General features: G+C 40.8%; 25 protein-coding genes. 9 read left to right on the top strand and 16 right to left on the bottom strand.

The annotated features are described in order from the left end of the window. Positions 1-23: 23 nt before the first annotated feature. The 3 genes from pyrD (at position 24) to BI198_RS09485 (ending at position 2,981) form a co-directional block, all read left to right on the top strand. Positions 24-1,034 carry a quinone-dependent dihydroorotate dehydrogenase gene (gene pyrD, locus BI198_RS09495; protein ID WP_070049344.1) on the top strand — a complete coding sequence of 337 codons (1,011 nt, stop codon included), beginning with the start codon at positions 24-26 and terminating at the stop codon, positions 1,032-1,034. 105 nt (positions 1,035-1,139) lie between these two features. Further along, positions 1,140-1,655: a cell division protein ZapC domain-containing protein gene (locus BI198_RS09490; protein ID WP_070049343.1), complete on the top strand. Its 516-nt coding sequence runs from the start codon at positions 1,140-1,142 to the stop codon at positions 1,653-1,655. Positions 1,656-1,727: 72 nt separating this feature from the next. Next, the gene (locus BI198_RS09485; RefSeq protein ID WP_070049342.1) at positions 1,728-2,981 is read left to right on the top strand and encodes a class I SAM-dependent methyltransferase; all 1,254 of its coding nucleotides are present in this window, start codon (positions 1,728-1,730) and stop codon (positions 2,979-2,981) included. 2 nt (positions 2,982-2,983) lie between these two features. On the opposite strand, the gene BI198_RS09480 is transcribed toward BI198_RS09485, so the two are convergent. Beyond that, a complete protein-coding gene (locus BI198_RS09480; RefSeq protein ID WP_070049341.1) occupies positions 2,984-4,276 on the bottom strand; it encodes an anti-phage deoxyguanosine triphosphatase in 1,293 nt (430 codons plus the stop codon). A gap of 135 nt (positions 4,277-4,411) precedes the next feature. On the opposite strand from BI198_RS09480, the gene BI198_RS09475 reads away from it, so the two are divergent. After that, positions 4,412-4,759 (top strand): YebG family protein, encoded by a 348-nt coding sequence (locus tag BI198_RS09475; RefSeq protein WP_070049340.1) that lies wholly within the window; start codon positions 4,412-4,414, stop codon positions 4,757-4,759. A 308-nt stretch (positions 4,760-5,067) separates the two neighbouring features. Here the strand turns inward: BI198_RS09475 and BI198_RS09470 are convergent, their stop codons facing one another. Further along, the gene (locus BI198_RS09470; protein ID WP_070049339.1) at positions 5,068-6,474 is read right to left on the bottom strand and encodes an alanine/glycine:cation symporter family protein; all 1,407 of its coding nucleotides are present in this window, start codon (positions 6,472-6,474) and stop codon (positions 5,068-5,070) included. A 39-nt stretch (positions 6,475-6,513) separates the two neighbouring features. Further along, positions 6,514-7,728: a pyridoxal phosphate-dependent aminotransferase gene (locus tag BI198_RS09465; RefSeq protein ID WP_070049338.1), complete on the bottom strand. Its 1,215-nt coding sequence runs from the start codon at positions 7,726-7,728 to the stop codon at positions 6,514-6,516. A gap of 249 nt (positions 7,729-7,977) precedes the next feature. Between BI198_RS09465 and BI198_RS09460 the strand changes: the two genes are divergently transcribed. Together BI198_RS09460 and BI198_RS09455 are read left to right on the top strand one after the other, a co-directional pair. Then, positions 7,978-8,841, top strand: a complete 864-nt coding sequence (locus tag BI198_RS09460) for a glucosaminidase domain-containing protein (protein ID WP_070049337.1) — start codon at positions 7,978-7,980, stop codon at positions 8,839-8,841. 1 nt (position 8,842) lies between these two features. Then, positions 8,843-9,496: a DUF2987 domain-containing protein gene (locus tag BI198_RS09455; RefSeq protein ID WP_070049336.1), complete on the top strand. Its 654-nt coding sequence runs from the start codon at positions 8,843-8,845 to the stop codon at positions 9,494-9,496. A gap of 118 nt (positions 9,497-9,614) precedes the next feature. Here the strand turns inward: BI198_RS09455 and ttcA are convergent, their stop codons facing one another. The 11 genes from ttcA to ccoN all read right to left on the bottom strand — a co-directional run bounded on the left by ttcA (position 9,615) and on the right by ccoN (position 19,447). Next, positions 9,615-10,532, bottom strand: a complete 918-nt coding sequence (gene ttcA, locus BI198_RS09450; protein ID WP_070049335.1) for a tRNA 2-thiocytidine(32) synthetase TtcA — start codon at positions 10,530-10,532, stop codon at positions 9,615-9,617. Between the two features lie 77 nt (positions 10,533-10,609). Then, on the bottom strand, positions 10,610-11,542 hold the full coding sequence (gene uspE / locus BI198_RS09445; protein ID WP_070049334.1) for a universal stress protein UspE: 933 nt from the start codon (positions 11,540-11,542) through the stop codon (positions 10,610-10,612). A gap of 112 nt (positions 11,543-11,654) precedes the next feature. Next, positions 11,655-12,368: a fumarate/nitrate reduction transcriptional regulator Fnr gene (gene fnr / locus BI198_RS09440; RefSeq protein WP_070049333.1), complete on the bottom strand. Its 714-nt coding sequence runs from the start codon at positions 12,366-12,368 to the stop codon at positions 11,655-11,657. A 36-nt stretch (positions 12,369-12,404) separates the two neighbouring features. Next, entirely contained in the window at positions 12,405-13,079 is a 675-nt protein-coding gene (locus BI198_RS09435) for a sulfite exporter TauE/SafE family protein (RefSeq protein ID WP_070049332.1), read from the bottom strand. Then, complete coding sequence (gene ccoS / locus BI198_RS09430) at positions 13,076-13,282, bottom strand: cbb3-type cytochrome oxidase assembly protein CcoS (RefSeq protein WP_070049331.1); 207 nt, start codon at positions 13,280-13,282, stop codon at positions 13,076-13,078. Before ccoS ends, BI198_RS09435 begins: the two co-directional genes overlap by 4 nt. After that, on the bottom strand, positions 13,279-15,660 hold the full coding sequence (locus BI198_RS09425) for a heavy metal translocating P-type ATPase (RefSeq protein WP_070049330.1): 2,382 nt from the start codon (positions 15,658-15,660) through the stop codon (positions 13,279-13,281). Before BI198_RS09425 ends, ccoS begins: the two co-directional genes overlap by 4 nt. 12 nt (positions 15,661-15,672) lie before the next feature. Beyond that, entirely contained in the window at positions 15,673-16,176 is a 504-nt protein-coding gene (locus BI198_RS09420) for a FixH family protein (protein WP_235605296.1), read from the bottom strand. Positions 16,177-16,233: 57 nt separating this feature from the next. Beyond that, positions 16,234-17,214: a cytochrome-c oxidase, cbb3-type subunit III gene (ccoP, locus tag BI198_RS09415; RefSeq protein WP_070049329.1), complete on the bottom strand. Its 981-nt coding sequence runs from the start codon at positions 17,212-17,214 to the stop codon at positions 16,234-16,236. Continuing rightward, positions 17,207-17,389: a cbb3-type cytochrome oxidase subunit 3 gene (locus tag BI198_RS09410; protein WP_070049328.1), complete on the bottom strand. Its 183-nt coding sequence runs from the start codon at positions 17,387-17,389 to the stop codon at positions 17,207-17,209. The genes ccoP and BI198_RS09410 overlap by 8 nt, the downstream gene beginning before the upstream one ends. Before the next feature lie 5 nt (positions 17,390-17,394). Further along, complete coding sequence (gene ccoO, locus BI198_RS09405; RefSeq protein WP_070049327.1) at positions 17,395-18,006, bottom strand: cytochrome-c oxidase, cbb3-type subunit II; 612 nt, start codon at positions 18,004-18,006, stop codon at positions 17,395-17,397. Between the two features lie 10 nt (positions 18,007-18,016). Beyond that, positions 18,017-19,447: a cytochrome-c oxidase, cbb3-type subunit I gene (gene ccoN, locus BI198_RS09400; protein ID WP_070049326.1), complete on the bottom strand. Its 1,431-nt coding sequence runs from the start codon at positions 19,445-19,447 to the stop codon at positions 18,017-18,019. A gap of 272 nt (positions 19,448-19,719) precedes the next feature. Between ccoN and BI198_RS09395 the strand changes: the two genes are divergently transcribed. Further along, positions 19,720-20,142 (top strand): hypothetical protein, encoded by a 423-nt coding sequence (locus BI198_RS09395; protein WP_070049325.1) that lies wholly within the window; start codon positions 19,720-19,722, stop codon positions 20,140-20,142. Between the two features lie 38 nt (positions 20,143-20,180). Here BI198_RS09395 and BI198_RS09390 read toward each other — a convergent pair whose 3' ends face one another. Next, positions 20,181-21,050, bottom strand: a complete 870-nt coding sequence (locus BI198_RS09390; RefSeq protein ID WP_070049324.1) for a D-hexose-6-phosphate mutarotase — start codon at positions 21,048-21,050, stop codon at positions 20,181-20,183. Between the two features lie 23 nt (positions 21,051-21,073). Next, positions 21,074-22,090, bottom strand: a complete 1,017-nt coding sequence (gap, locus tag BI198_RS09385; RefSeq protein ID WP_070049323.1) for a type I glyceraldehyde-3-phosphate dehydrogenase — start codon at positions 22,088-22,090, stop codon at positions 21,074-21,076. A 324-nt stretch (positions 22,091-22,414) separates the two neighbouring features. Here gap and gndA point away from each other — a divergent pair, with 324 nt between their 5' ends. Next, on the top strand, positions 22,415-23,938 hold the full coding sequence (gndA, locus tag BI198_RS09380) for an NADP-dependent phosphogluconate dehydrogenase (RefSeq protein WP_070049322.1): 1,524 nt from the start codon (positions 22,415-22,417) through the stop codon (positions 23,936-23,938). Beyond that, positions 23,935-25,158 carry a formate-dependent phosphoribosylglycinamide formyltransferase gene (gene purT, locus BI198_RS09375; protein WP_201243470.1) on the top strand — a complete coding sequence of 408 codons (1,224 nt, stop codon included), beginning with the start codon at positions 23,935-23,937 and terminating at the stop codon, positions 25,156-25,158. Before gndA ends, purT begins: the two co-directional genes overlap by 4 nt. Positions 25,159-25,204: the final 46 nt, after the last annotated feature.

Below are 25,204 nucleotides of genomic sequence, written 5' to 3'. Positions count from 1 at the left end.
GGTTTAAATTTAAAAGGCACAATATGTTCTATCCAATAGCGAAAAAAATCATGTTTGCATGTGATGCCGAATGGTCACATAACTTTGCGCTTGGCAGTTTAAAGCAATTAGCCCATAGCCCAGTTTCTGCATTATGGCGCCAAACTTTACCGGCTAAACCAGTGACGGTTGCTGGCATTCGCTTTGATAATCCGTTGGGTTTAGCCGCTGGTTTAGATAAAAATGCGGAATGTATTGATGCATTTGGTCAAATGGGCTTTGGTTTTATTGAAGTAGGTACCGTGACGCCAAAACCGCAAATTGGTAATGATAAACCACGTATCTTTCGCCTACCCAAGTCAGAAGCGATTATTAATCGGATGGGTTTTAATAATAAGGGTGTCGATTATCTAGTAGAAAACGTCAAAAACGCGCGTTATGACGGCGTGCTAGGTATCAATATTGGTAAAAATAAAGATACCCCAAACGAGCAGGGCAAAGATGATTATATTCACTGCATGCGTAAAGTATATTTGCATGCTACTTATATCACAGTAAATATTTCATCGCCTAATACCCCAGGTTTACGTGACCTACAATTTGGTGATGCGCTATTAGACTTATTAAATAGCATTAAAAACGAGCAACTCGATTTACAAGCTAAACATGATAAATATGTGCCTATTTTTATTAAAATTGCCCCAGATATGGATCTTATCGCGGTAAATCAAGTCGCCCAAACCTTATTACAGAGTAAAATGGACGGGGTAGTAGCCACCAATACGACACTTGAACGTGCTGCTGTGGCGGGTCAGTTACACGCTAATGAAGCCGGTGGCTTAAGTGGCTTACCGGTTAAAGCTAAAAGTACCGAGGTCATACGCCAGCTTAGAGCCGCTGTGGGTAAAGACTTACCTATAATCGGCGTTGGCGGTATTCATGATGCGAATTCGGCTGAAGAAAAATTAGCTGCGGGTGCTAATTTATTGCAAGTTTATACTGGTTTTATTTACCAAGGACCGGATTTAGTTAAACAGATCGTGACCAGCTTATAATGATCCAGCATAGATCTGTATTTTTTATAGCCAATTAATCTTTAATGTATTGAACAATATAGTGTTATTGTATAGTGTGTTGTTTTTAAACTGCAAGGACTTGCCATGTTAACGCCATCAGAAAGTTGGCAATGGAACTATTGCCCTAAGCGTGACCGTTTATTATTGGATCTCAATGATGAACTCCAGTTTTGCTCGCCTTTTTCAGCGGCACAACTGATGGCAAAGCCTATGCAGCAAGCATTATCGATTAATGAAGCTGAAGTGTTTTGGGCTATTGATAATAGCTTACAAGCTTTAGCGCTTCCTGAGGCGGTGCGATTAGAGCTATGTTTAACCGGGTTAAGTTGCGCCTATCTGCCGTTGTTAGCCCATAAGAGTTGGTATTTTCAACAAGCTAATAACCATAGCATTGAACTACATTCAGTCGTGGTTGTTCGTGGTATGAATACCCAACATGCTCTTGTCATCAGTACTGATCAAGAATCTAGTACTTGTTTATTTCTGGATAGTATTACCACCTTAGCCGGTAAAGTATTGCCACGTTTACATGTCGTAAGATTATTAAATAATAGAATGAGTCCGTTATCTAAAAAAAATAGTTTACGATATATCGCTTAATCTCAGTTAACACTTTCCCTGATCAGCTGTTCAGTCTAAAATAGACCTTTACCCGCTAAGCAGCCCCTTGTTATGTCCGATGTAATCCCAGCCGATAATGTACTCAACTTAGAAAAATCTAAGCAATTCTTCAGTCAACTGCAGCATGCGGTGGCTACTGAAACATTGCAAAAATTAGTGTTAAGTAAATATCAAGGTCAGCTAGCGTTAAAGCAAGTACAGATCCGTCCGCTGCTGTTAAAACAACAATGGCAACTGAGCTTTACTTATAAATATCAAACTAATGATATTACAAAAAACTATAAGCCTGATGCGGCTTTAGCTGAAATTGTTAAATTATTAGGTAATGATTTTTTTGCTGCTCATTTGTTTACTACAGCAGCTGAATCACAAATTACCATTAGCAAAAAAGGTAAGTGTTTATATCAGCATAAGCTGTTATCCCAAAGTAGTAGTCAGCCAAAATATTTACTGGAAGACCGCGAAAAACTAAATGCTGCTGATAAAGTAGTTAATACCGCCCATAATCGAGAGAAGCATCGTTATTTATCGCTACAACAACCCTTTTTGCAAGCTTTAGGCGTGACAGATAGCCAGCAAAAGTTGATCCCTGCGATGTCCAAAAAATGGAAGCAAATTAATAAGTTTATAGAAATTTTTTCAACCGCAGTACAAGACGCAGGTTTGGCTGAGCGTAAACAATTGCATATTGCTGACTTTGGTTCTGGAAAAGCCTATTTAACTTTTGCTATGCATGACTATGTCACTAATAACTTAATGGCAGATGTGCAAGTGACAGGTGTTGAATTACGCCAAGGATTAGTCGATTTATGTAACGATACTGCTAAACAATTACAGTTGGCGGGTATCCAGTTTGAACAAGGTGATGTTAAGCATTTTAAAGCTAAAGGCATCAATGTGATGATAGCTTTACATGCCTGTGATACTGCTACCGATTACGCTTTGCATATGGGTATTGCTACCGGTGCCGAGATGATTATGTGTTCGCCTTGCTGCCATAAGCAAATTAGACCGCAAATCCAATTACCGCCAGTGCTGGCTCCTATGCTGCAACATGGTATCCATTTAGGCCAAGAAGCTGAAATGGTCACCGATAGCTTACGCGCGCTATTGTTAGAAGCGCACGGCTATCAAACTAAAGTATTTGAGTTTATTTCCTTAGAGCACACCAGCAAAAATAAAATGATATTAGCCATTAAACGCAAACAGGCTAAAGATCCTAGTCAAGTATTGGTCCAAATAGCTGCCATTAAACAATTTTACGGTATCGAGCAACATTGTTTAGAGCAGCTATTAGCAGTGTGAAATTAGCGCCATTGGGCAGCAAATAGCCGCTGGTACATGTGCTCAGCATAGTCATCCGTCATTCCTGAAATATAATCACAAATAACTCTAAGTTTAAGTTGTGGTGCTGCTTTTTGCCAACGCACTTGGGTATTGGCGGGCAGTAAACGTTCAGGATCTGAAGCAAAAGCATCAAACAGAGACATCAACATATTTTGACTGCGAAATCGGGATTGTTGAATATCTGGCCGAGAAATTACACAGTTATACACTACCTGTTTTAAGCAATTTAACAGTGCTTGCTCAGGCTCAGGTAAAGCCGCATTAAAGCGAATTAATGGGCTTGAAGCTTGAGGCAAACTTGTGGTTAATTGTACAGAGCAAATTAATAAGTTAACTAAGTAACCTATAGCTTCTTTACGTAAGTGATGTAAGTCACTAAACAGATTCTGGGTGATGTTGTGCAATATAGTGTGAAACTCAGCGGGTAGCTTAGTAAACGTCTCTGTCGTATGTTGTAGCCACTGTGTGGGGCTGATATTACCCAGTACTATGGCATCTTCAAGATCATGAACGCCATAAGCTATATCATCAGCTAACTCCATAATAGAGGCATCTAAGGATTTAAAGCGAGACTTAAGGTAAGGGCTACAAGCAAACACATCGGTTTGTTGAAACATCTCACGATCACTGCTGGTTAACGGTGCTAAAATCCAATCTAAAATATCTGCATCATCGGCAAAAATAGCTTTGGCTGGTTTCCAAGCATTTAGACTTAACGGATTTATTTCAGCTACCGATATATGGGTTAAGTCTGGCTGCAGCACTGGATATTTTAATAAGCCAAGTAAAGTACGCCGGGATAAATCCATACCATGATTTAAGGTATAAGGTTCTAGTTTGGCTACAATGCGTAATGTTTGGCCATTACCTTCAAAGCCGCCGGCATGCAGCATTTTATAGTTTAATGCTGTTTCGCCACCATGGCCAAAAGGTGGGTGGCCAATATCATGGGCTAAACATAAAGCTTCAATCAGGCTATGGTCGGGCAATAATAACTGTTGTTCTGGGCTTAATTTACTTTTTAACTGATTAACTAAGCCGGTGCCAATTTGCGCCGCTTCTAGCGAGTGGGTGAGTCGTGTCCGGTAAAAATCATTTTGACCGATACCAAGGATTTGAGTTTTTGACTGTAAACGTCGAAATGCAGCCGAGTGCAATATACGCGCTCTATCACGCTGCCAAGGCGAGCGTAAATCTTTCGGTCGGTTTAACACTGTATTAGAACGACGTTCTGACCAAACGAAATCTGTCATAATTTTCCTTGTTTAATCACACAGCTAGATAAATTTATCTTACGTTAAACCTAGCTAAACTTCGAGCAAAAGCATTCGACATTTATAATTAATTACTGTATAAAAGAACAGTTAACTTAATAAGTGGGGAATAGCATGGCAGTTATTATTAAATATGTAGTCGAGCGTAACGGAGCCGAGAAGATGACCTTTACTTCTAAAGCAGAAGCAGATGCTTACGATAAAATGTTGGATACGGCTGATGAGCTAAGTGTGCTGTTAAGCGGCAGTCAGTTAATCACAGATGAGCAACACGTAGACGCCTTGGCATTATTTCTAGCGCAAAACAAAGATGAGGTATTAATAGCCTTGGGTGCCAAGAAAAAGCCCACTAGTGCCGCTAAAGCCAAAGCGGCTGCTAAGCCCGCTGCCGCAGACAAGTTAACCGAATCAAGCCCTAAACCTAAAACAGCAGCGAAAGAAGTAGCCACAGAAGTAGCCTAAGAAGTTGCCAAAGCAGTTGTAAAAATAGTGCTATTCATCATATGTTTGGGTTGCAACTAAATAAAGCCGCAACCCAAGCTGTCACTGGACTGGATCCAAAATAGTAGACATTCAGCATGAAAATTAAAACTATTTTAAATATATATACGGATCGGTTTACCAACACTAACACGCCGTAAACCCATCCCTGGGGGCTCATTTACGCCCGAACAGGGCTGCAATGGTTAGTTAAGGGTAAAACCGTTCCTCAATAATTCATTAGTCAGTCGACTCTTATCACTAATCACTAATCACTTATCGCTTATCGCTTATCGCTTATCACTTACCACCTGATTTCGTGTCGCCCAATATAGGGCTAAATCTCGTCTTACTTCAGGTAATAACATATACAGCGCTAAAATATTCGGTACAGCCATTAAAAAAATCATGGAATCTATAAAGTTAAAAACCGCCATAATATTAGGCACAGCACCAATAGAAACAATTAAACAAAACAATACTTTATAGATAGCCGTCGCTTGTTTGCCGGTTCCAAATATATAACGCCAACCGGTTAAGCCATAATAGGACCAGCTCACCACAGTAGAAAAACCAAACAACAATAATGCGACCATTAGCACCCAAGGAAACCACGTAAATACCGAAGCAAAGGCGCTTGAGGTAATTTGCACACCGTCTAAACCGGCGGTTTGATAAGCACCGGTTAAAATGATCACTAAGGCAGTAATTGTGCAAATGACAACAGTGTCAATAAACGGCTCGAGCAAGCCAACAAAGCCTTGGCTAATAGGATTTTTAGTTTGCGCTGCGGCGTGAGCAATAGGTGAGGAGCCAACACCGGCTTCATTAGAATAGGCAGCCCGACGAAAACCTTGGATTAGTACACCAATAAAACCGCCATAGCCGGCTTCAGGCGTAAAAGCACTGGAGATAATTAAAGCAAAAGCTGCGGGGATTTCAGTGAAATGAACTGTCATAACGGCAAAAGCAGCAAACAGATAGATTGCACACATTAGCGGCACGAGTTTACTGGTTACTTTAGCAATACTTTTTAAGCCACCAATAATCACTAAGCCCACTAGTAGGGCATAAATAGCACCAAACAGCCACGCGTTACTGAAACCTGTAACAGATTGCACTTGAACAAAGCCTTGATTAACATGAACAAAGCCAGCAGAACCAAAGATAACAAACACTGAAAACGCTATTGCGAGAATTGAGCCTATTAGCGGTAAGTTACACTTATCAAAAGCGGCTTTAATATAAAACATAGGTCCGCCAGACACGCTGCCATCGGCATTAATTTGGCGATACTTAACCGCTAAAGTACATTCAACAAATTTAGTCGACATGCCGAGCAAGCCAGCAATTATCATCCAAAAGGTTGCACCAGGCCCGCCTAAGCTAATCGCTAGCGCGACACCGGCAATATTGCCCGTGCCGACCGTGCCTGATAAAGCGGTGCTAAGTGCCTGAAAGGGCGTGATCTCACCTTTAACGCCACTGGTTTTATTGTTTTTAACTAAGCCGATGGCGTGGCTAAAACCACGAATATTAATAAAGCCTAATGCCACGGTGAAAAACAAGGCACCGCCAATTAACCACAGTAATACTAAAGGGATTTCAGTATCGTTTAGGTTAAAAGCAAAAAAAACCACACTGGCTAAAGCGTCAGTAAATCGTTCAAATACATGTTGAAAGCTAAAATCATTCATAAATTTTCATTATATTTTTTATTAGAGTTAGCTAAGATTTTATTGTTTATAGCCAGATAAAAACTTTTCTAACTTATTAATCGCTGTGATGAGCTGCTCTTTGTGTGGTAAGAACACTAAGCGGAAATGGTCTGGGGTTGGCCAATTAAAAGCCCGACCATGCACAAGTAACACTTTTTGCTGACGCAGAAAATCTAGTACAAACTGTTCATCATTATAGATCCCGAGCTTTTTTTGATCGAGTTTAGCAAATAAATACATGGCACCTTGAGGACGAAAACAACTAATACCGTCAATTTGACTGATTAAGTTATGTGCCAAGTCCATTTGTTGATACAAACGACCTTCAGGTTGTACTAATTGCTGAATGCTTTGATAGCCGCCTAATGCCGTTTGCACTGCATGTTGACAGGGTACATTGGCGCATAAGCGCATTGAGGCTAAGATAGATAAACCTTCAATATATTGCTGAGCAAATTGTTTAGCACCTGAAATTAACAACCAGCCAATTCTAAAGCCAGCGATACGATAATTTTTCGATAAGCCGCTAAAAGTTAATATAACTAAATCATCCGCTAGTGCTGCAGTACTAACATGCTCATTGCCGTCATAAAGCACTTTATCGTAAATTTCATCACTTAAAACAACCAGCTTATGTTCACGGGCTATTTGTAATAATTCGATTAAAAATGCTTTATGGTACACCGCACCCGTCGGGTTATTGGGGTTGATCAGCACGATAGCTTTAGTTTTGTTAGTGATTTTGGCTTTAATATCATCTAAAGCCGGTAACCAACCTTGCTGATCATCACAATGATAATGCACCGCTTTACCGCCGGCTAAATTAACGGCTGCGGTCCATAACGGATAATCAGGTGATGGAATTAAGACTTCATCATCGGTATTGAGCAAAGCCTGCAATGACATTAAAATAAGCTCAGATACACCATTGCCGATATATACATCGTCTGCATCCGCTTTTAAAATTCCCCGTTGCTGATAATACTGAGCCACGGCAACACGAGCGGGGTAGATGCCTTGGGCATCAGAATAACCTTGGGCAGAAGGTAAATTATGGATAACATGCTTGAGAATTTCATCGGGTGCTTCAAAGCCAAATAATGCCGGATTACCAATATTTAATTTAAGAATACGTTGGCCTTCATCCTCCATTCTCTTTGCTTCTTGGGCTATTGGGCCGCGAATGTCGTAACAAACACCGTTAAGTTTAGTTGAGCGTTTTATGGGTTGCATTATATGGGCCTTAAAGAGTAACTTCTAACCGTCCAGACAGCTATTATCCTAGAGTATTTTTCCCATACCTTAGACTATTTTGCAATTGTTATAATAAGTTATTTTAAACATAAAGTATTAAAAGCAGTGTATTGAGGTATTATGCGCAATTACCCAGCATTTCTTGATAAAATAGCCCGTTATCTTGATTTAGTTTAAATAAATAAATTTTGTGAATTTTTGGATGACTAATATCCAGCTAGGAGAAAGATGTTTATTCGTAATGTGTTATTAGGTTTATTTTGGTTTGGCTTTGTTATTGCGCTAATGAGCCCCTTTATACAGTTAGAGCCAATTCAGCAACTAGACTCGCTAGAAGAGTGGCAGCAACCTAGTCGTGCGGCAGTGCTAAATAAAGCAGATAAAAAAAAGCTATTGCAACGCTTAGCCTATACCCAACCGTTACCTGCTAAAAAAGCCTTACCAGATTTTACTACCTTTACCGATACGGTAGAAAAGAAACAAGCATTTTTTGCTTATTTACGCCCTTATGTAAAACGAGAGAATGCCCGTTTACTTAGCCTTAGAACGCAATTGCTAGATATTATTAAAAAACATGATAAAGGCTTAAAAATTACTATTGGCGAATATGCTTTTTTATATAGTTTATATGATGAGTTTCGAATGGACGTTGCCGTTTCAGACCATGAGTCAGCAACAGAATTATTGAGTCGGGTGGATATTATTCCCGAAAGTTTAGTCTTAATGCAGGCTGCTAATGAGTCAGCATGGGGCACCAGTAGATTTGCTCTTGAGGGCTTTAACTTTTTTGGACAATGGTGCTTTAGAGAAGGTTGCGGCATAGTGCCTTCGTCTCGACAAGAGGGGGAAAGCCATGAAGTCGCTAAATTTAGTAGCCCATCCGCCAGTATCAGTAGTTACTTTTATAATTTAAATACGTTTCATACCTATCAAGCACTTCGTGATATTAGGCTACGATTACGCCAAGCCAATAAGCCGTTACGCGGCGAAACACTGGCCGAAGGGTTAGGGGCGTATTCAGAGCGTGGTGATGACTATATCGCGGAGATTAGTAGTATGATCCGCTATAACCGTAAATTTTTGGAACAATAAAATGTTTAAGTTTTTTATGCTAGTGCTACTGTTTTCGGTTCCGGCACAAGCAACGTTAATGATCAGTTATGATAGTTTATATAAGAAAATGAAAACGCTACAAAAACCTGAGTATAGTGACTTAACGTTAGCTTTTTTACTGTCAAATACCCAACGTAACGCAGATTGTCATTACATCGATTTACGCTTAACCAGCGATATTCATAATATGCCATTGTATTTATCTGCCAATGGCGAAATAAGTTTACCGTTTGATGAAGCACTTAAAGACAGTAAAGCGAGGTTGATTTTACAGCAGGCCGATAACCAAGCTCGTTGTGAGTTAACACTACGCCTTCGCAGTAGAATGCCCCTTAATGCCACGGTTAAACAGCAACAGCTAGTGCACTATCAACAGCAATTTAGCTTAGTTTTAGCTGATTTAGCCGGTAGTGTTAGTAAGCGTTGGTTACCTGAAGTACAAGGCGTGATTATAGTATTTGCTAACAACGTTACTCGCTTAAACTCGTTGTCGACAGATCAACAAGCTGTGACAAAGTGCCAAGAACAACGCTGTGAAATACGCTTGGTAGATTATAACAGTGCACTAGATTTGCCGTGGTTATTGGGTGAGAAACCTTTATATCTATTGCCTCTGATGGCGCAAAAACACTAGTTCAATAAGGTTAATACTAGCCAGTAATTATTCTATTATCTTGAATTTACTGGCTATATGCTCTATCTCATGCGAAAAGTACATTTCAAAATGTAGAGTGCATTCTAAATGCTGAGTCTTAACTTAAAGCAATATATTGCAACTCTGCAACATCAGCATCTTCATCGGCAATAAAACCAGCAGGAATAGCCGAGATACTGGGTTTATCAAAAGCGGTATCACCTTCACTTACGCTAGTATCTTTACTTAACTCAGCAAAATTAAACAGGTTTTTATCAATCATATGTGAAGGCACAATATTCTGCATAGCTTGAAACATAGTTTCTATTCTACCGGGGAAACGTTTATCCCAATCTTGCAGCATTTCCTTAACCACTTGACGCTGAAGGCCGTCTTGTGAGCCGCATAAGTTACAAGGAATAATGGGGAAGCCTTTGGCAATTGAATACTGTTCAATGTCTTTTTCTTTGCAGTAAACTAATGGCCGAATAACAACATGCTCACCGTTATCACTGACCAACTTGGGCGGCATTGATTTCATTTTACCGCCAAAAAACATATTTAAAAACAGGGTTTCTAACATGTCATCTCGGTGATGGCCTAAGGCAATTTTTGTAGCGCCTAATTTTTTTGCTGTGTTATATAAAATACCACGGCGCAAGCGTGAGCATAACGAACATGTAGTTTTACCTTCTGGCACTTTTTCTTTTACAATTGAATAGGTATCTTCATTTACAATTAGATATTCAACGCCGAGTTCAGTTAAATAGCTCGGTAGTACTTCGGCAGGAAAGCCCGGTTGTTTTTGATCTAAATTGACAGCAATAATACTAAAATGTATTGGCGCCGACTTTTGTAAATTAAGCAAAATATCTAACATAGTGTAAGAATCTTTGCCGCCAGACAAACACACCATAATTTTATCGCCATCTTCAATCATATTAAAGTCTGCGATAGCTTGTCCTACATTGCGGCGTAAGCGTTTATGTAACTTATTTAAACTGTATTGTGCTTTGGCTTGCGCTGCGTGCGTCATAAAATTAAACCTAATGCTAAAATGGCGCACATTATAACGAAGGCAACGCCAATACCAAAGCAACCTAGTGCGAAAACTTAGCTTTTCTGTAATGGACTGACAAAATCTGCCGGTTTTACCGCGAGAACATCGCAGTCTAACTGGTCGATAACATGCTCAGCCGTATTACCAATAATGGCTGCAGAAAATCCGGTACGGCCTATAGTGCCGATCACGACCATAAGGGCATCATATTCATTGACAATATTAGGGATAATATCTTCAGGCATCCCCTCTATGACATGACATTGCGCGGCAGGAATATCATATTGATTAGCTAATTTAGCCACGGCATCAATGTGGTGTTGTTTCATACTTAAACTGTATTCTTGCGCATTAAATTCAGGTATTTCAATCGCAATATTTACCGGCGTGCCAGGAAAAGCATTAACCAAATGTACTTTAGCATCCAGTAACTTTGCCATTTGCAGTGCTTTTGCAATAATGCGTTGATCTAGGGCTGAGTGATGTTCTTGTTCGCTACCGGCATGTATAGCGGCAATAATATTGCGCCGCGTTGGCCATTCGTACTCTTTTATCAGTAGTACAGGGCAGGGGCATTTACGTAAAATATGCCAATCGGTTGGCGTAAAAATCATCGACTTTAGAACATCATGATCATGTGTCCCTTTAATAATAAAGTCGATATTTTGCTCTATAGCGGTATGGACAATGGCTTCAAAAGGCCGGTTATGCCATACCACCAAGATATGGGTGTCTAAATCAGTCGCGTTAGCTTCAGTTAGTAGCTGTTTAATCCACTGCTCTCGATCACTAATAACAGCTTGGCGCATTGATTCACGCTCTGTACCAGACAGCATAGTGGTCATTTCGTAAGAGAAGTCGTATACGGTTAAAAATACGGTTAAGCGACAAGGCTGCAGCCTAGCAAGTTGTAAAGCACGATTAAGCGCTTTTTGATATTCAGCTGCGGGGTCTAATACCACTAATACATTGCTATAAGCTGACATAACTGACTCCTAAAATCATAATGTTCGTTATAGTGTTTGGTTATAGTATTTAGTTTGAGTATAGCCACTAGGGTTATTTTTTGCTGTGAAAATAACCTAGTATTTGTTCAGCTTAACATCGAGCTGATAAGGATGCCAATTCTGATAACTGATTGAGATTAGTAATTTTAATTAACTTACCCTGTACTGCGATAAGCTGCTCTTTATGTAACTTGCTAAATAATCGACTCACCGTTTCTACTGTTAAGCCTAAATAATTACCGATATCACTGCGGGTCATGGTGAGTCTAAATTCGTTCGCTGCAAATCCACGATTAGCATAACGCTGAGATAATTGTTTAATAAAACTGGCTAATTTTTGTTCAGCCGTTTTATGGTTTAACAACAGCATCATTTGCTGATCAGCGTGAATGTCTTGACTCATTAAGCGCATCATTTGCTGGCGAAGGCGAGGTAACTGGCCCAGTAATATGTCAAGGTTAGACAAGGGGATTTCACACACCATAGAGGTTTCTAATGCTTCAGCGTTGCTTGGGTGGTGTTGGGTATTAAAAGCATCAAAACCGAGAACATCTCCGGGCAAATGAAAACCGGTTATCTGTTGTTCACCTTGCTCGGCGATGGTCAGGCTTTTAAACGTGCCTGAACGCACGGCAAATAAAGATTTTTGCGGTATGCCTGCTTCAAACAACCTATCGCCTTTATGAAAAGGTTTTTTCCGTTGAATAATAGCGTCGAGTTGACCCATTTCTAAATCATTTAATGAAAATGGCAAGCAAAGCTGACTAAATCCACAGTCTTGACATTTTATCGCAGATTTTTGCATCCTTTAACCCTAAGTAAGCAAGCTCTATACTTTAACCTAAATAAATATACGTTTAGCCGCAAGCCATATGGTATAAACACCATAACTAGCTAATAAAAAACTAGTTATGTATCTTACCATTAAATTATTTTTAATTTGGGTTAACTTTTGTGCTGCCAGACCAGAAAGTAATATGGCCGGCAATGTGCCTATACCAAAGGCAAACATCACTAATGCTCCAGAACTGGCACCTCCACTGACTAAGCTCCAGCTTAATGCGCTGTAGACTAAACCACAGGGTAGCCAGCCCCAGCATAAACCATACAAATAGGCTTTTTTAGCCGAGTCTAAGGGTAAACAGTGTTTGGTTAAAGGTTGAATATAACGCCAGATACCCTGGCCCAGTTGTTCTAACTTTAGTAGGCCAAACCAAAGCCGACTAATATAAAGAGCAATGGCAATAAGTAAACAACCAGCCAACAAACGTAGCCAAAGTAATGAGCCACCAGCAAGTTGCATGGCACTAGCGCCAAAGTAACCGACGACGGCACCAAAAAAACTATAGGTTGTCAGGCGACCTAAACTTAACAAAAGTTGTAGCCAAAGTTTACGTTTTACATTCGCACCGGGCATAGCCAATTGTAATGCGGCGACAATACCACCACACATTACTAAGCAGTGACTACTGCCAATAAAACCGATCGCGAGGGCAGCAATCAGGTCACTGTTCATTCTTTAGGAGGCTTATTGTTGCTGCTAGTATTCGCTTTGCTGTTAGCCTTAGTACTTTTTTGGCCGTTATCATCAAACAAGATACTAAAACCTTGCTTATCTAAATCTTCAAATTGGCCTTTACGCACCGCCCAAAAAAATACTGTTAAGCCAAACACAACAAATAACATGGCGATTGGAATTAAAATGTAAATAACATTCATTTTTTTAATAGCCTTAATGAGTTTGACACAACCAGCAATGAGCTAAATGACATGCCCAGTACCGCGATATAAGGCGAGACAAAACCTGCGACAGCAAGTGGGATAATAATAACATTATAGCCAATTGCCCATGCTAAGTTTTGTTTAACCCGCAGTTTGGCCATCTCGCTGCCGGTAATCAATGAGAGTAATAAACTAATATCAGGCTTTAATAATACCACATCGGCTTGGTTCTTGGATAAGTCAGTACCCGACTCTAAAGCAACTGAGACATGAGCAGCATGAAAAGCAGGACTGTCGTTAATGCCATCACCTAACATCATCACCTTATGCCCGGCTGATACCAAATTTTGCACTTGTTGCACTTTTTGCTCTGGTGAGCAGCCTTTAAACATAACATCAAAGCCCAGTTGCTGCTGTAATTGCTCTGCTTGGCTTGAGCTATCGCCGGTAAGCATTATCAGTTGATAATTTTTAACTTTAAGTTGGTTTATTAACTCAGGAATTTCAGGGCGCAGCGCGTCCTGTAAGCTAATGCTAGCAATGAGTTTATGATCAATGCATAAATAGACCATGGCATCGGCAACGGCAGTTACGTTACAAAACTTGGCACTACCGACTTTAATCAATTGGTGTTGATAATTAGCGCTAATACCACCACCGACAGTGATTTCAACCTCGGTTAAGGCTAGTGTTTGCTGATAATACTGAGCAAAAGCCTGGCCAATAGGGTGTTCAGAATTTAACTCTAAGTTTGCAATTAAATTTAACACTTGCTCTCGACTTAATGCACTATCAAACAGCTGGACCTGATTTAGTGAAAATTGACCTTGAGTTAAGGTACCGGTTTTATCAAACACGATATGGCTTATTTCAGGTGTGGCATCTAATGCTTCACTATTTTTAACTAAGATACCTTGTCGATTTAATTGCGCTAACACACAGGTGACAGCCGTAGGCGCGGCTAGGCTTAGTGCGCAAGGGCAGGTGGCAACTAGAACTGATAACGTGATCCAAAATGCCCGATCGGGATCGAGCCAAAAATACCAAAGTAAAAACGTTAATACGGCAATTAATAATAGTTGTTCAATAAAATTTTGAGCTAATTTATCTGTTTTTTGCAATAGGGCCGGTTTTTGGCTGAATGTACGATGTTGCAGCGCAATAATTTGGCCTAACCGCGAAGACATCAGTGCCGAACTGACCTGAACCTGAAGTAAACCATTATGGTTGATACTACCTGCTAGCACAGTGTCGTGAATATCTTTGTCTATAGCGCGATACTCACCCGTTAACATTGACTCATCAACGGTACTATTCCCACTAATAATGTAACCATCTGCGGCAATAGTTTCACCAGGCTTGACCAAAATTAGATCGTCAGCTTTTAAGCGACGAGCTGAGACAACCTTTTGTTCACCCTCAACTAATAAAGTAGCACTGACCGGCATGATTTTTAATAAGTTGCTGGTGGCATCGCGGGCTTTAGCTCGGGCTCTATATTCAAAGAACTTGCCTAACTGCAGTAGGAAAGTAAACATACAAACTGATTCAAAATACACTTCACCGGTATTAAACACCGTGGCATAGGCGGAAGCGCCAAAAGTATAATAAATAGCTAAACTAACCGGGACATCCATATTCAACTGCCGGCTTCTTACACTGCGCCAAGCACTGAGTAAAAAAGGTAATGCTGAATAAATAACGACGGGTAGGGTCAATAACATACTGATCCAGCGTAAATAGCCTTGATGCGATTGCTCAATACCGGTGTATTCGCCAAAGTATAAACCAAAGGCGATAGCCATAACTTGCATTGAAATAATGCCAGAAACAGCTAAACGTTTTAAATAACGATTTAGTTCCAACTTAAAACTTTGTTCTTCTTGATCGGCAATAAAGGGGCTAGCCTTATAACCAATATTTTGCAGCGCTGTGATAATGTGGCTTAAGGGCAAATTATCGGCTTGCCATTGTAAATAACAGCGCTGGGTAGTGGAGTTAACATTGACTTTGGCTATAGCTGAAAATTGGCGTAATTGCTTTTCAATTAACCAAGCACATGCTGCACAACTAATGCCATCAATGGATAATTCAATTTCATTATAATCACCCTGTAATTGGCTTATATCCGCAAGCACGTCTGCAGAATCATAATGATTTAGCTCATTTTGGATTGACTCTGGCAGAGGCGAAGCTTTAGCCGCGGGTTCGGTACGAAAGCGATAATAATCAGCTAAATTGCTATCAATAATGGTTTCGGCAACAGCTAAACAACCAGGACAGCAGAGATGCCTTGTTACATCATCAAATTGCAGCGTAAAGTCAGTGCCGGCTGGTACAGGCTCATGACAATGAAAACAGCGAGTTACACTCACAATACTGTCCTGTTAATAACCTAATTGAATTTCTTGGCTTGCAGGTAAAACTAAATTTGCCCGTAATTTCCATGCCTTAGAATTATCAGTAACAGCGATACGCCAATTACCTTGTAAAGAGTGGGGCAGCGTCGCGATATAAAGTAATTTACCACTACGTTCGGCTGTAAGATTAAAATCTTTATTGGCGATAGTTGGGTGGTAAAAATCCAGTAGCATATGCTCACCTAACGTATCATTTTGGGCAAAACGAATAATAATTTGATTACCGGCTATTAATACTTTGGCGTCTAAGTTACGCAATTCAGCCTCACGGTATAACGCTAAGCGCTGGTTAATAGCTTGACCTTCTTTATAGTAATCATCGACTACCATATCTGGGATATTACCTTGCATCAGCATAACAGTATGTGCAGCTTTTAGAGCCGTAAAAACAGGAACTGCAATTAAAAGCCATGGCCATAACTGCTTGTACCAAGGTTTAATATCTTGCTGCATAACAACCTCTAATATCATAAAAATAAGCCCCGTAATCGGGGCTTAATATAAGTGCGAATACGCTATAAGGTATTATTATTCAGCAGGTTTTTCTGGGTTTGCTAAACGATATACATAAGCAGTTAGAATATGCACTTTATCTGCCCCTAAGGTTTTTTCAAACGCAGGCATTTGACCAAAACGACCTAAAGTTATGGATTCGGTTACCGCTCTAGCTGAGCCACCATATAACCAAGTATTATCGGTTAAATTTGGCGCACCAAAAGGTAGGTTATGGGCTAAACTACCCTTACCGTCCATACCATGACATGCAGCACATAAAGCAAACTTGGCTTTACCTGCAGTTGCATCAACTTGATCAACTTGACGGCCTGATAAGCTAAGCACGTAAGCGGTCATTTCTTTAACGCCTTGATCGCCGCCTAGGGCATCATACCAAGATGGCATAGCGGCTTTTCGACCAAACATTAAGGTTTCTTTAATTTTGTCAGGCGACCCACCGTACAACCAATCATTGTCGGTCAGGTTAGGATAACCTGTTTGACCACGTGCATCTGAACCATGGCATAAAGAACAGTTTTGTAAAAATAAGCGCTGGCCAATTTTTATTGCTGCATCGTCATAAGCCAAATCAATAACATCACGCTGAGCAAACTGTTGAAATATTGGACCATATTTCTCAGATGCATGCTCAAGTTCACGATCAAATTGAACATGGCTGCCATCTGTTTTTGATAACTCAACCGCTGCACGAGATTCTGCCAACGATTTAATACCTTGGTTAGAACTAGTCCAGTTTAATAAGCCTTTATAATTACCTAAACCCGGGTAAAGCGCTAAGTAAAATACCGACCAAATGATGGTTAAATAGAACATATAAGTCCACCAGCGAGGCAGTGGATTATTTACTTCTTGAATACCGTCTACTATATGGTCGGTGACTTCGCCTTCTGGTACGTCAACATAGTTTTTAAGGCTGATGGTTAATAACCAAAAACAACCAATAATAACGGGTAAGGTAAATACAATGACCCAAGCACTCCAAAAGCTACTCATGATCTGACTCCTGTTTGGTTTTTGGTTGTTGTTTTTGCTGCTCGTCACCGAATACTAAGTTCGCAGCCTGATCAAAATCTTTTTTGCCTTTTATAATAAAAGTCCAAACGACAAAAGAGATAAAAGCAACAAACAAAATTACCGTGTAAATACTGTGAATATCTGCATATGTCATAGTGATTACTTCAAGTGTGTGCCAAGTGATTGCAGATAGGCAATCAGGGCTTCCATTTCTGTTTTCCCTTTAACCGCTTCTACCGCGCCAGAAATATCGTCATCTTCATAAGGCAAGCCAAGTGTACGTAAGACTTCCATTTTCTTTACAGTATGCTTGCCATCTAATAGATTAGTTTCTAACCAAGGAAAGCCAGGCATATTAGATTCAGGTACCACAGAGCGTGGATCAACTAAATGGGCATGGTGCCAATCGTCACTATAACGCTCGCCTACTCGTGCTAAATCTGGACCAGTACGCTTAGAGCCCCACAGGAAAGGGTGATCCCAAACACTTTCACCAGCAACAGAGTAGTGGCCATAACGCTCTACTTCAGCCCGGAAAGGTCTAATCATTTGGCTATGACAACCAACACAACCTTCACGGATATAAATATCCCGACCTTCTAATTGTAGCGGGGTATAAGGTTTCATACCTGTTACTGGCTCGGTCATTTCATCTATAAATAGCAGAGGTGTTAACTGAACTAAGGTACCAAATGAAATGGCAACACAGGTTAAAACAGTCAATAGACCAACGCTTTTTTCAATTTTTTCGTGATGATTTTTCTTTGACATGGTCTACCTCTTACGCAACGGCTGGCACAGGTTCGGCCAAGCTTTCTTTCGGTGCACGAATAGTTTTGAAAACGTTGTAAGCCATTAACAACATACCGGCAACAACAAATACACCACCTACAAAGCGCATAAAGTAGAATGGCTTAGAGGCTTCAAGACTTTGTACAAAACTATAGGTTAAGGTGCCGTCAGTGTTGACTGCGCTCCACATCATGCCTTGAGTAATACCTGAGATCCACATGGCAACGATATACAATACAACACCAATGGTGTGTAACCAGAAGTGAGAGTTAATTAAGGATGTACTGTACATACGGCCTTTATTATATAACACCGGTATTAAGTGGTAGATAGCGCCGATAGAAATCATCGCAACCCAACCTAAAGCACCAGAGTGAACGTGACCTACAGTCCAGTCAGTATAATGCGATAATGCGTTTACTGACTTAATGGCCATCATTGGGCCTTCAAAGGTAGACATACCGTAGAAAGACAATGAGACAATTAGGAAACGTAATATAGGGTCAGTCTTAAGCTTATGCCAAGCGCCTGATAAGGTCATAATACCGTTTATCATACCGCCCCAGCTTGGTACGAATAGGATAATCGACATCACCATACCTAAAGACTGAGTCCAGTCAGGTAAGGCGGTATAAATTAAGTGATGCGAACCTACCCAGATGTATAGCGCAATTAAGGCCCAAAAATGGACAATAGATAAACGATATGAATAAACCGGGCGACCAGCTTGTTTAGGTACAAAGTAATACATCATACCCAAGAAACCTGCAGTTAATAAGAAACCAACCGCATTATGGCCGTACCACCACTGAACCATGGCATCAACAGTACCGGCATAAATAGAATAGGATTTAAACGCGCTGACGGGAATAGCCATACTATTTACAATATGCAGGGCAGCAATCGTTAGGATAAAGCCACCGTAGAACCAGTTAGCAACATAAATGTGGCTGGTTTTACGTTTAACTAAGGTACCAAAGAATACAATAGCGTAAGAAATCCAAACGATGGTTAGTAGTATATCAATTGGCCACTCAAGCTCTGCATATTCTTTAGTAGAGGTTAAGCCCATTGGTAGGGTAATAACAGCAGCAACAATAATGGCTTGCCAACCCCAGAACGTAAACATTGCTAATTTTTCAGCAAATAAGCGAACCTGACAGGTACGCTGTACGACATAATAACTAGTGGCGAATAATGCACTAGTACCAAATGCGAAAATTACCGCGTTGGTATGCAATGGACGTAGGCGACTATAAGTCAGCCAAGGAATATCAAAGTTTAATGCTGGCCAGTATAACTGCGCCGCGATAAAAACGCCCAACCCCATGCCAACAATACCCCAAATTACGGTAGTGATAGCAAAAAGGCGGACAACGCTATAGTTGTAATCAACATTTAACGATTTGGTCTGGCTCATGTTGAGTTCCGCTGAAGTTTGTGCTGGTTACTGAAAAAAGCTGCCTAAGCAACCGTTGCTATTAACCATACTATTGTTTAATACAAGTATTATTTGTATGGTTATTCTGGCCATATATATTAAGGGGTTTAGGCTGGAAAAGATAGCTGAAACACATATTTTATGATGTAGAACAAATAAATGATTAGCAAATAGTCATTTGTAATGCGAATTTGTGGCTGGATGCTAAAACAGCTTACAATAGCGCTAACATTCTCTAACCCAGGCTTATTATGCCAATCGTATATTGGACGTTATTAATTCTACTGTTATTAACGGGCTGTGATAATGGCCAAGCACGCAGCGAAAAGCCGTTAATATTAACAGAAACTGCCTCTTGGCAATTAAGCTTGAGTAATGCAGATGCGCCCGTTGAAACCCCGTTACAACTAACTTTAACAACTGTGCTCAGCGACAATAAAGTGCCTGCCGCTATTGAGGCCGATATTGTGGGGATTTCGATGTATATGGGTAAAATACCATTACGATTTACTGCCGCAACCGGCACAGATGATACTGAACGGCTTTATAAAGCTGAGTTTTTATTAGGCGCTTGTAGCGAGCCCAATATGCAGTGGCAACTTAATATTAATATCCGTTATAACGATGGCACCGTTGACACCTTGAGCAGTAAGTTTACGTCTAGTTGGCACTAAATATTTAGCTATAGGCTACTTTATTATTTGCCATTGTATTACGGGCAACTAATGGTCTGGCTTAACGCTAACGGCTTGGCTACTAAAGCTAAGCGTGCAGTTTCAATACAAACAAAGTTTAAATAATCTCTGGGTTTAGCATCTTTAAGCAAGGCGCATTTTTCCTGCCAAGGATTCCACACTACAGTCGCGTCATGGTCTTCTTGACTAATTAAAATACTATGCCGATCTTTTTGCAGCTGAATATCCGGTTCGGTATGGTGATAAATGCGATCTACTTCTTGATCAATCTGCAGGGTGTTGGAACTCGTATTAACTAGCTGCTGACTTAGGCTATCTTGGTATTGGCTTGGTAGTGGGCTAATTTTACATTGCTCTAATTTTCTGATCTTAAAGTAACTATGTAATGCCGCTTGTTGTAAAATATCTTCATCGCAATTTAATCTTATTCTTAAAGTATCATTCAGGGTTATTGTTAAAAATAGCTTAATAGTCCCAGGATAATAGGGCAGATCATTAACGCTAATCGACAGCTGAATTTGCGCGCCACTTTGCTCACAATGCTGTTGCTCTAACTGCCAAAGCCGATTTCTAACTAAGCCATGATTAGTAAATTGCGGTTGTAGCTCTAGTTGCTGTGAATTTTGCGGCTGGGGCATTAACTGTGGTGCTATAGGCCCAAACCAAGGCCAACAGATGGGGATGCCGCCTCTGATGGGTTGCTGATTATGCCAAGTTGCCAGGTTTGAAAGCCAGAGTGTTTCTTGGTCGGGCTTTGGTTTATAAGATAAGACTTGGCCACCATACAACGATACAACGGCTGAAGCCCCGGCATATTTTAACTTAAAACAAGGTAAATCGGCCAAATGGCCAAAACCGTTTATCGCTAATATTGATACTGGAGTCACAGGCGCTCCTTTCTAATAGTTACTTATGGCTTAATGTATTGCATTAAATGTAAGGTACTATCTAGCATCCGATTACTAAAGCCCCATTCATTATCATACCAAGCCATCACTTTAACTAAGCGGCCTTTAACTCGGGTTTCGTTAGCATCGAAAATAGCTGACATAGGGTGATGATTAAAATCGATAGAGACCAATGGTATATCATTTACGGCGAGTACTTCATTTAACGGTGCCGTGCTGGCGGCTTGCCTAATAATGCTATTGACTTCTTCTACGCTAGTGTCTCTTTTGGCTAAAAAGCTTAAGTCGACTAATGATACATTTAGTATAGGCACTCTAACGGCTAATCCATCAAAAACACCATCTAGCTCAGGTATAACTAATCCAACAGCGGCGGCTGCACCGGTTTTAGTTGGGATCATCGACATGGCTGCGGCTCTGGCACGGCGCGGATCTTTATGATGCACATCGGTTAAGCGCTGATCATTAGTATAAGCATGGATAGTGGTCATTAAACCTGACTCTATACCTAATGCTTGATGTAAAGGCTGTACTACGGGTACTAAGCAGTTAGTGGTACAAGAAGCATTAGAAATAACCGCCATATCAGCAGTAATAGTGTGATGGTTAACGCCATAGACAATAGTGGCATCGGCACCTTTAGCTGGGGCAGAGATAAGTACTTTTTTTGCACCAGCGGTTAAGTGCGCTGCCGCTTTTGTACGGTCATTAAAAGCACCGCTGCATTCAAGTACCACATCGATTGCTAATTGCTGCCACGGTAACTTACTGGGATCCGCTTGATTTAAGACAACAATTTTATGCTTATTGACATAAATTGCATCGTCATCATGCTCGACGGTGGGGCTAAAAATGCCATGTGCGGTATCATACTTTAATAAATGAGCGCTAATAGCGGCATCTGCCAGATCATTGATAGCAACTATTTGAATATCAGCGTATTTTTGGCTTTCGTATAAAGCACGTACAATATTTCTACCAATACGGCCAAAGCCATTAATCGCAACTCGAATTGACATATAAACTCCAGTTATAGTTAATCGGACTAAAATATCTTGTAGTTAAATTACATTAAAATTAGCTGAAATCAAGATTAAACCGCAGATTATCGCTTTATATGTAGTAAAATTACATAACGTTAGAGCTAAGTACGCGCTATCGTCGCCTAAACAAGCTTTAAACAGGCAACTTCAGATCAATATAGTCGATTTGGTGCCGGTTTGACGCTACAGTGTAGGCTTATTTAGCGTCTTTTTGTATAATGCGGCCGGTACGATTTTAGCTGCAAAATTTCACTGCGATTTTTAACTGCAATGTTCAAGAATATTAATAAGGATTGTCAGATGACAGAGCCAAAATGTGATATCGGATTTATTGGTGCCGGTGTAATGGGCAAAAATCTTATTCTAAATTTGGCTGACAATGGATACCGCGTAGCGGCATTTGATTTAGATCATCATAAGTTAGAACAATTACTGCAACAAGACCAGCAAGAGCGTGGCGAGCAACCTCCTCGGATAATGGCTTGCAACTCGTATACTGAATTACTGTCATTTTTATCTCCACCGCATTTAATTATCTTATCGGTACCCGCAGGAAAAGCCGTGGATGATGTTTGTTATAAGCTAATTGATGCTGGCATTGGTGCCGACGATATTATTGTCGATACCGGCAATAGTTTATGGACAGATACTGTTGCGCGTGAAAAAGCTTTTGAAAGTAAATTTATATTCTTTTCTACCGCCGTATCTGGCGGAGAAGTGGGGGCTAGATTTGGTCCGTCGTTAATGCCAAGTGGTGATCCGTATGCATGGACTCGAATTAAACCAATATGGCAAGCCATAGCAGCAAAAGTTGATGCAAAAACCGGCGAGCCGATTGAGCGCTTTGAACCGGGCAATCCAGTGAAAGAGGGTGAGCCTTGTGCAGTATACATAGGGCCAAGTGGTTCGGGGCATTATGTAAAAATGGTTCATAACGGTATTGAATATGCCGATATGCAGCTTATATGTGAAGCCTATCAAGTAATGCGGGATATTTTACATATGCCCGCGGCAGAAATTGCGGCGGTATTTAAGCAATGGAACGATGGCCCATTACATAGTTATTTAATCGAAATAAGTGCCGAAGTATTAGCGACCAAAGATTCAGAGACCGGTTTGCCTTTAGTCGATGTCATTATGGATAGAGCGGCGCAAAAAGGCACTGGCTTATGGACGGCAGTAAGTAGCTTACAATTAGGTAGCCCAGCGCCGACCATTGCCGAAGCTGTTTATGCACGCGCAATATCGGCGTTAAAATCTGAGCGGGTTAAAGCCGCTACGGTATTGGCAGGTCCTGCTGAAAATGTTATATCAGCGGCCGAAAAACAAGATATTATCCAGTCATTACATGACGCCTTGTACTGCGCCAAGATATGCGTATATGCCCAAGGGTTTAACTTAATGAAAACTGCAGCTGTCGAATATGGCTGGAAATTGTGTTTTGCTGAAATTGCCAAAATATGGCGTGCAGGCTGTATTATTCGAGCCGTGTTTTTACAATCTATTAGTCAAGCTTATCAACGAGATGATGAGCTTGAAAACCTATTGCTCGATCCGTTCTTTGCCAAACAAATATCTAAATATCAGCAAAATTGGCGCAAAGCGGTGGCCAATGCCACCTTAGCCGGTATACCGGTGGCAGCGTTAAGCTCGGCTCTTAGTTATTACGACTCTTATCGTACCGCGGTGTTACCGGCAAATTTATTACAAGGCCAGCGTGACTTTTTTGGTGCTCATACTTTTGAACGTACTGATAAAGCTAAAGGCCGGCAGTATCATGTTGAATGGAACCAAACTAATAGACCTATGGTGAAAATTAAATGACCAAACCAGTCGTATCAAAAGCCGCAACACAAGCCGTAACAATGGGTACTCCAGGCACCATCAGCAGCACTAAAGTTTTATTATTAGGCGCTGGCGAATTAGGCAAAGAGCTGTGTATCGAACTAAAGCGCTATGGCTGTGAAGTCATTGCTGTCGATCGCTACGCCAATGCACCCGCAATGCAAGTAGCTGATAAAGCAGTTGTATTATCCATGTTAGATAATGCTGCGTTACGCCAACTGGTCATAACTGAAAAGCCTAATTTTATTGTGCCGGAGCTAGAAGCTATTGCCACCTCGGTATTATTAGAATTAGAGCAAAGCGGGTTTAACGTAGTGCCTAGTGCCAAAGCAGTCAGTTTAACCATGAACCGTGAAGGTATTCGCCAACTAGCTGCTGAGCAATTACAACTGCCCACATCCGCTTATCAATTTGCCAGTGATCAAGCCGGTTTTTATGCGGCCGTGCAGGCTATTAGCTATCCATGTGTTGTTAAACCCGTTATGTCCTCATCGGGTAAAGGCCAAACCATATTACGTGATGCCTCAGGCTTAGAACAAGCATGGCAATATGCCCAAGAAGGCGGTCGAGCGGGTAAAGGCCGGGTGATAGTTGAAAGCTTAGTTGAGTTTGATTATGAAATAACCTTACTTACTGTGAATAGTATCTCGGGAATTCAATTTTGCCAGCCAATAGGTCATCGTCAAGAGCGGGGTGACTATCGCGAAAGCTGGCAGCCGCAAGGTATGTCGGTTGCCGCACTTGAAAAAGCTGAGTACTATGCAAAAAAAGTTGTCCAAGCCCTAGGCGGATTCGGTCTTTTTGGTGTCGAATTTTTTGTGAAAGGTGATGAAGTTTGGTTTAGCGAAGTTTCACCTCGGCCTCACGATACCGGTATGGTCACGTTAATTTCTCAGCAGCTCAGCGAGTTTGCCCTGCATGCCAGAGCCATTTTAGGTTTACCAATCCCAACGATTAAGCAATATGGTCCAGCCGCTTCTGCAGTGTTATTAGTTAGCGGGCACAGTGCCAATATCCAATACCATGGTATGGCCGAAGCGTTAAAGTTAGCTGATACTGAGTTGCGTATTTTTGCTAAGCCAGAAGTGCAAGGCGAACGTAGAATGGGGGTGGCATTAGCGTTAGCAGACAACGTGCAATCTGCTACAGATAAAGCCGTACAAGTGATAAGTAAGCTTAGTGTAACCCTGCATGACTGACACCTATGTTAAAGGCAATGTTAAAGTCTGTGTTAAAGGCTATCGG

The organism is Rheinheimera salexigens, from assembly GCF_001752395.1.
Classification (GTDB): Bacteria; Pseudomonadota; Gammaproteobacteria; order Enterobacterales; family Alteromonadaceae; genus Alishewanella; species Alishewanella salexigens.
Note: the sequence above shows the minus strand (reverse complement) of the source record. Positions and strands in the feature narration are given on the sequence as shown.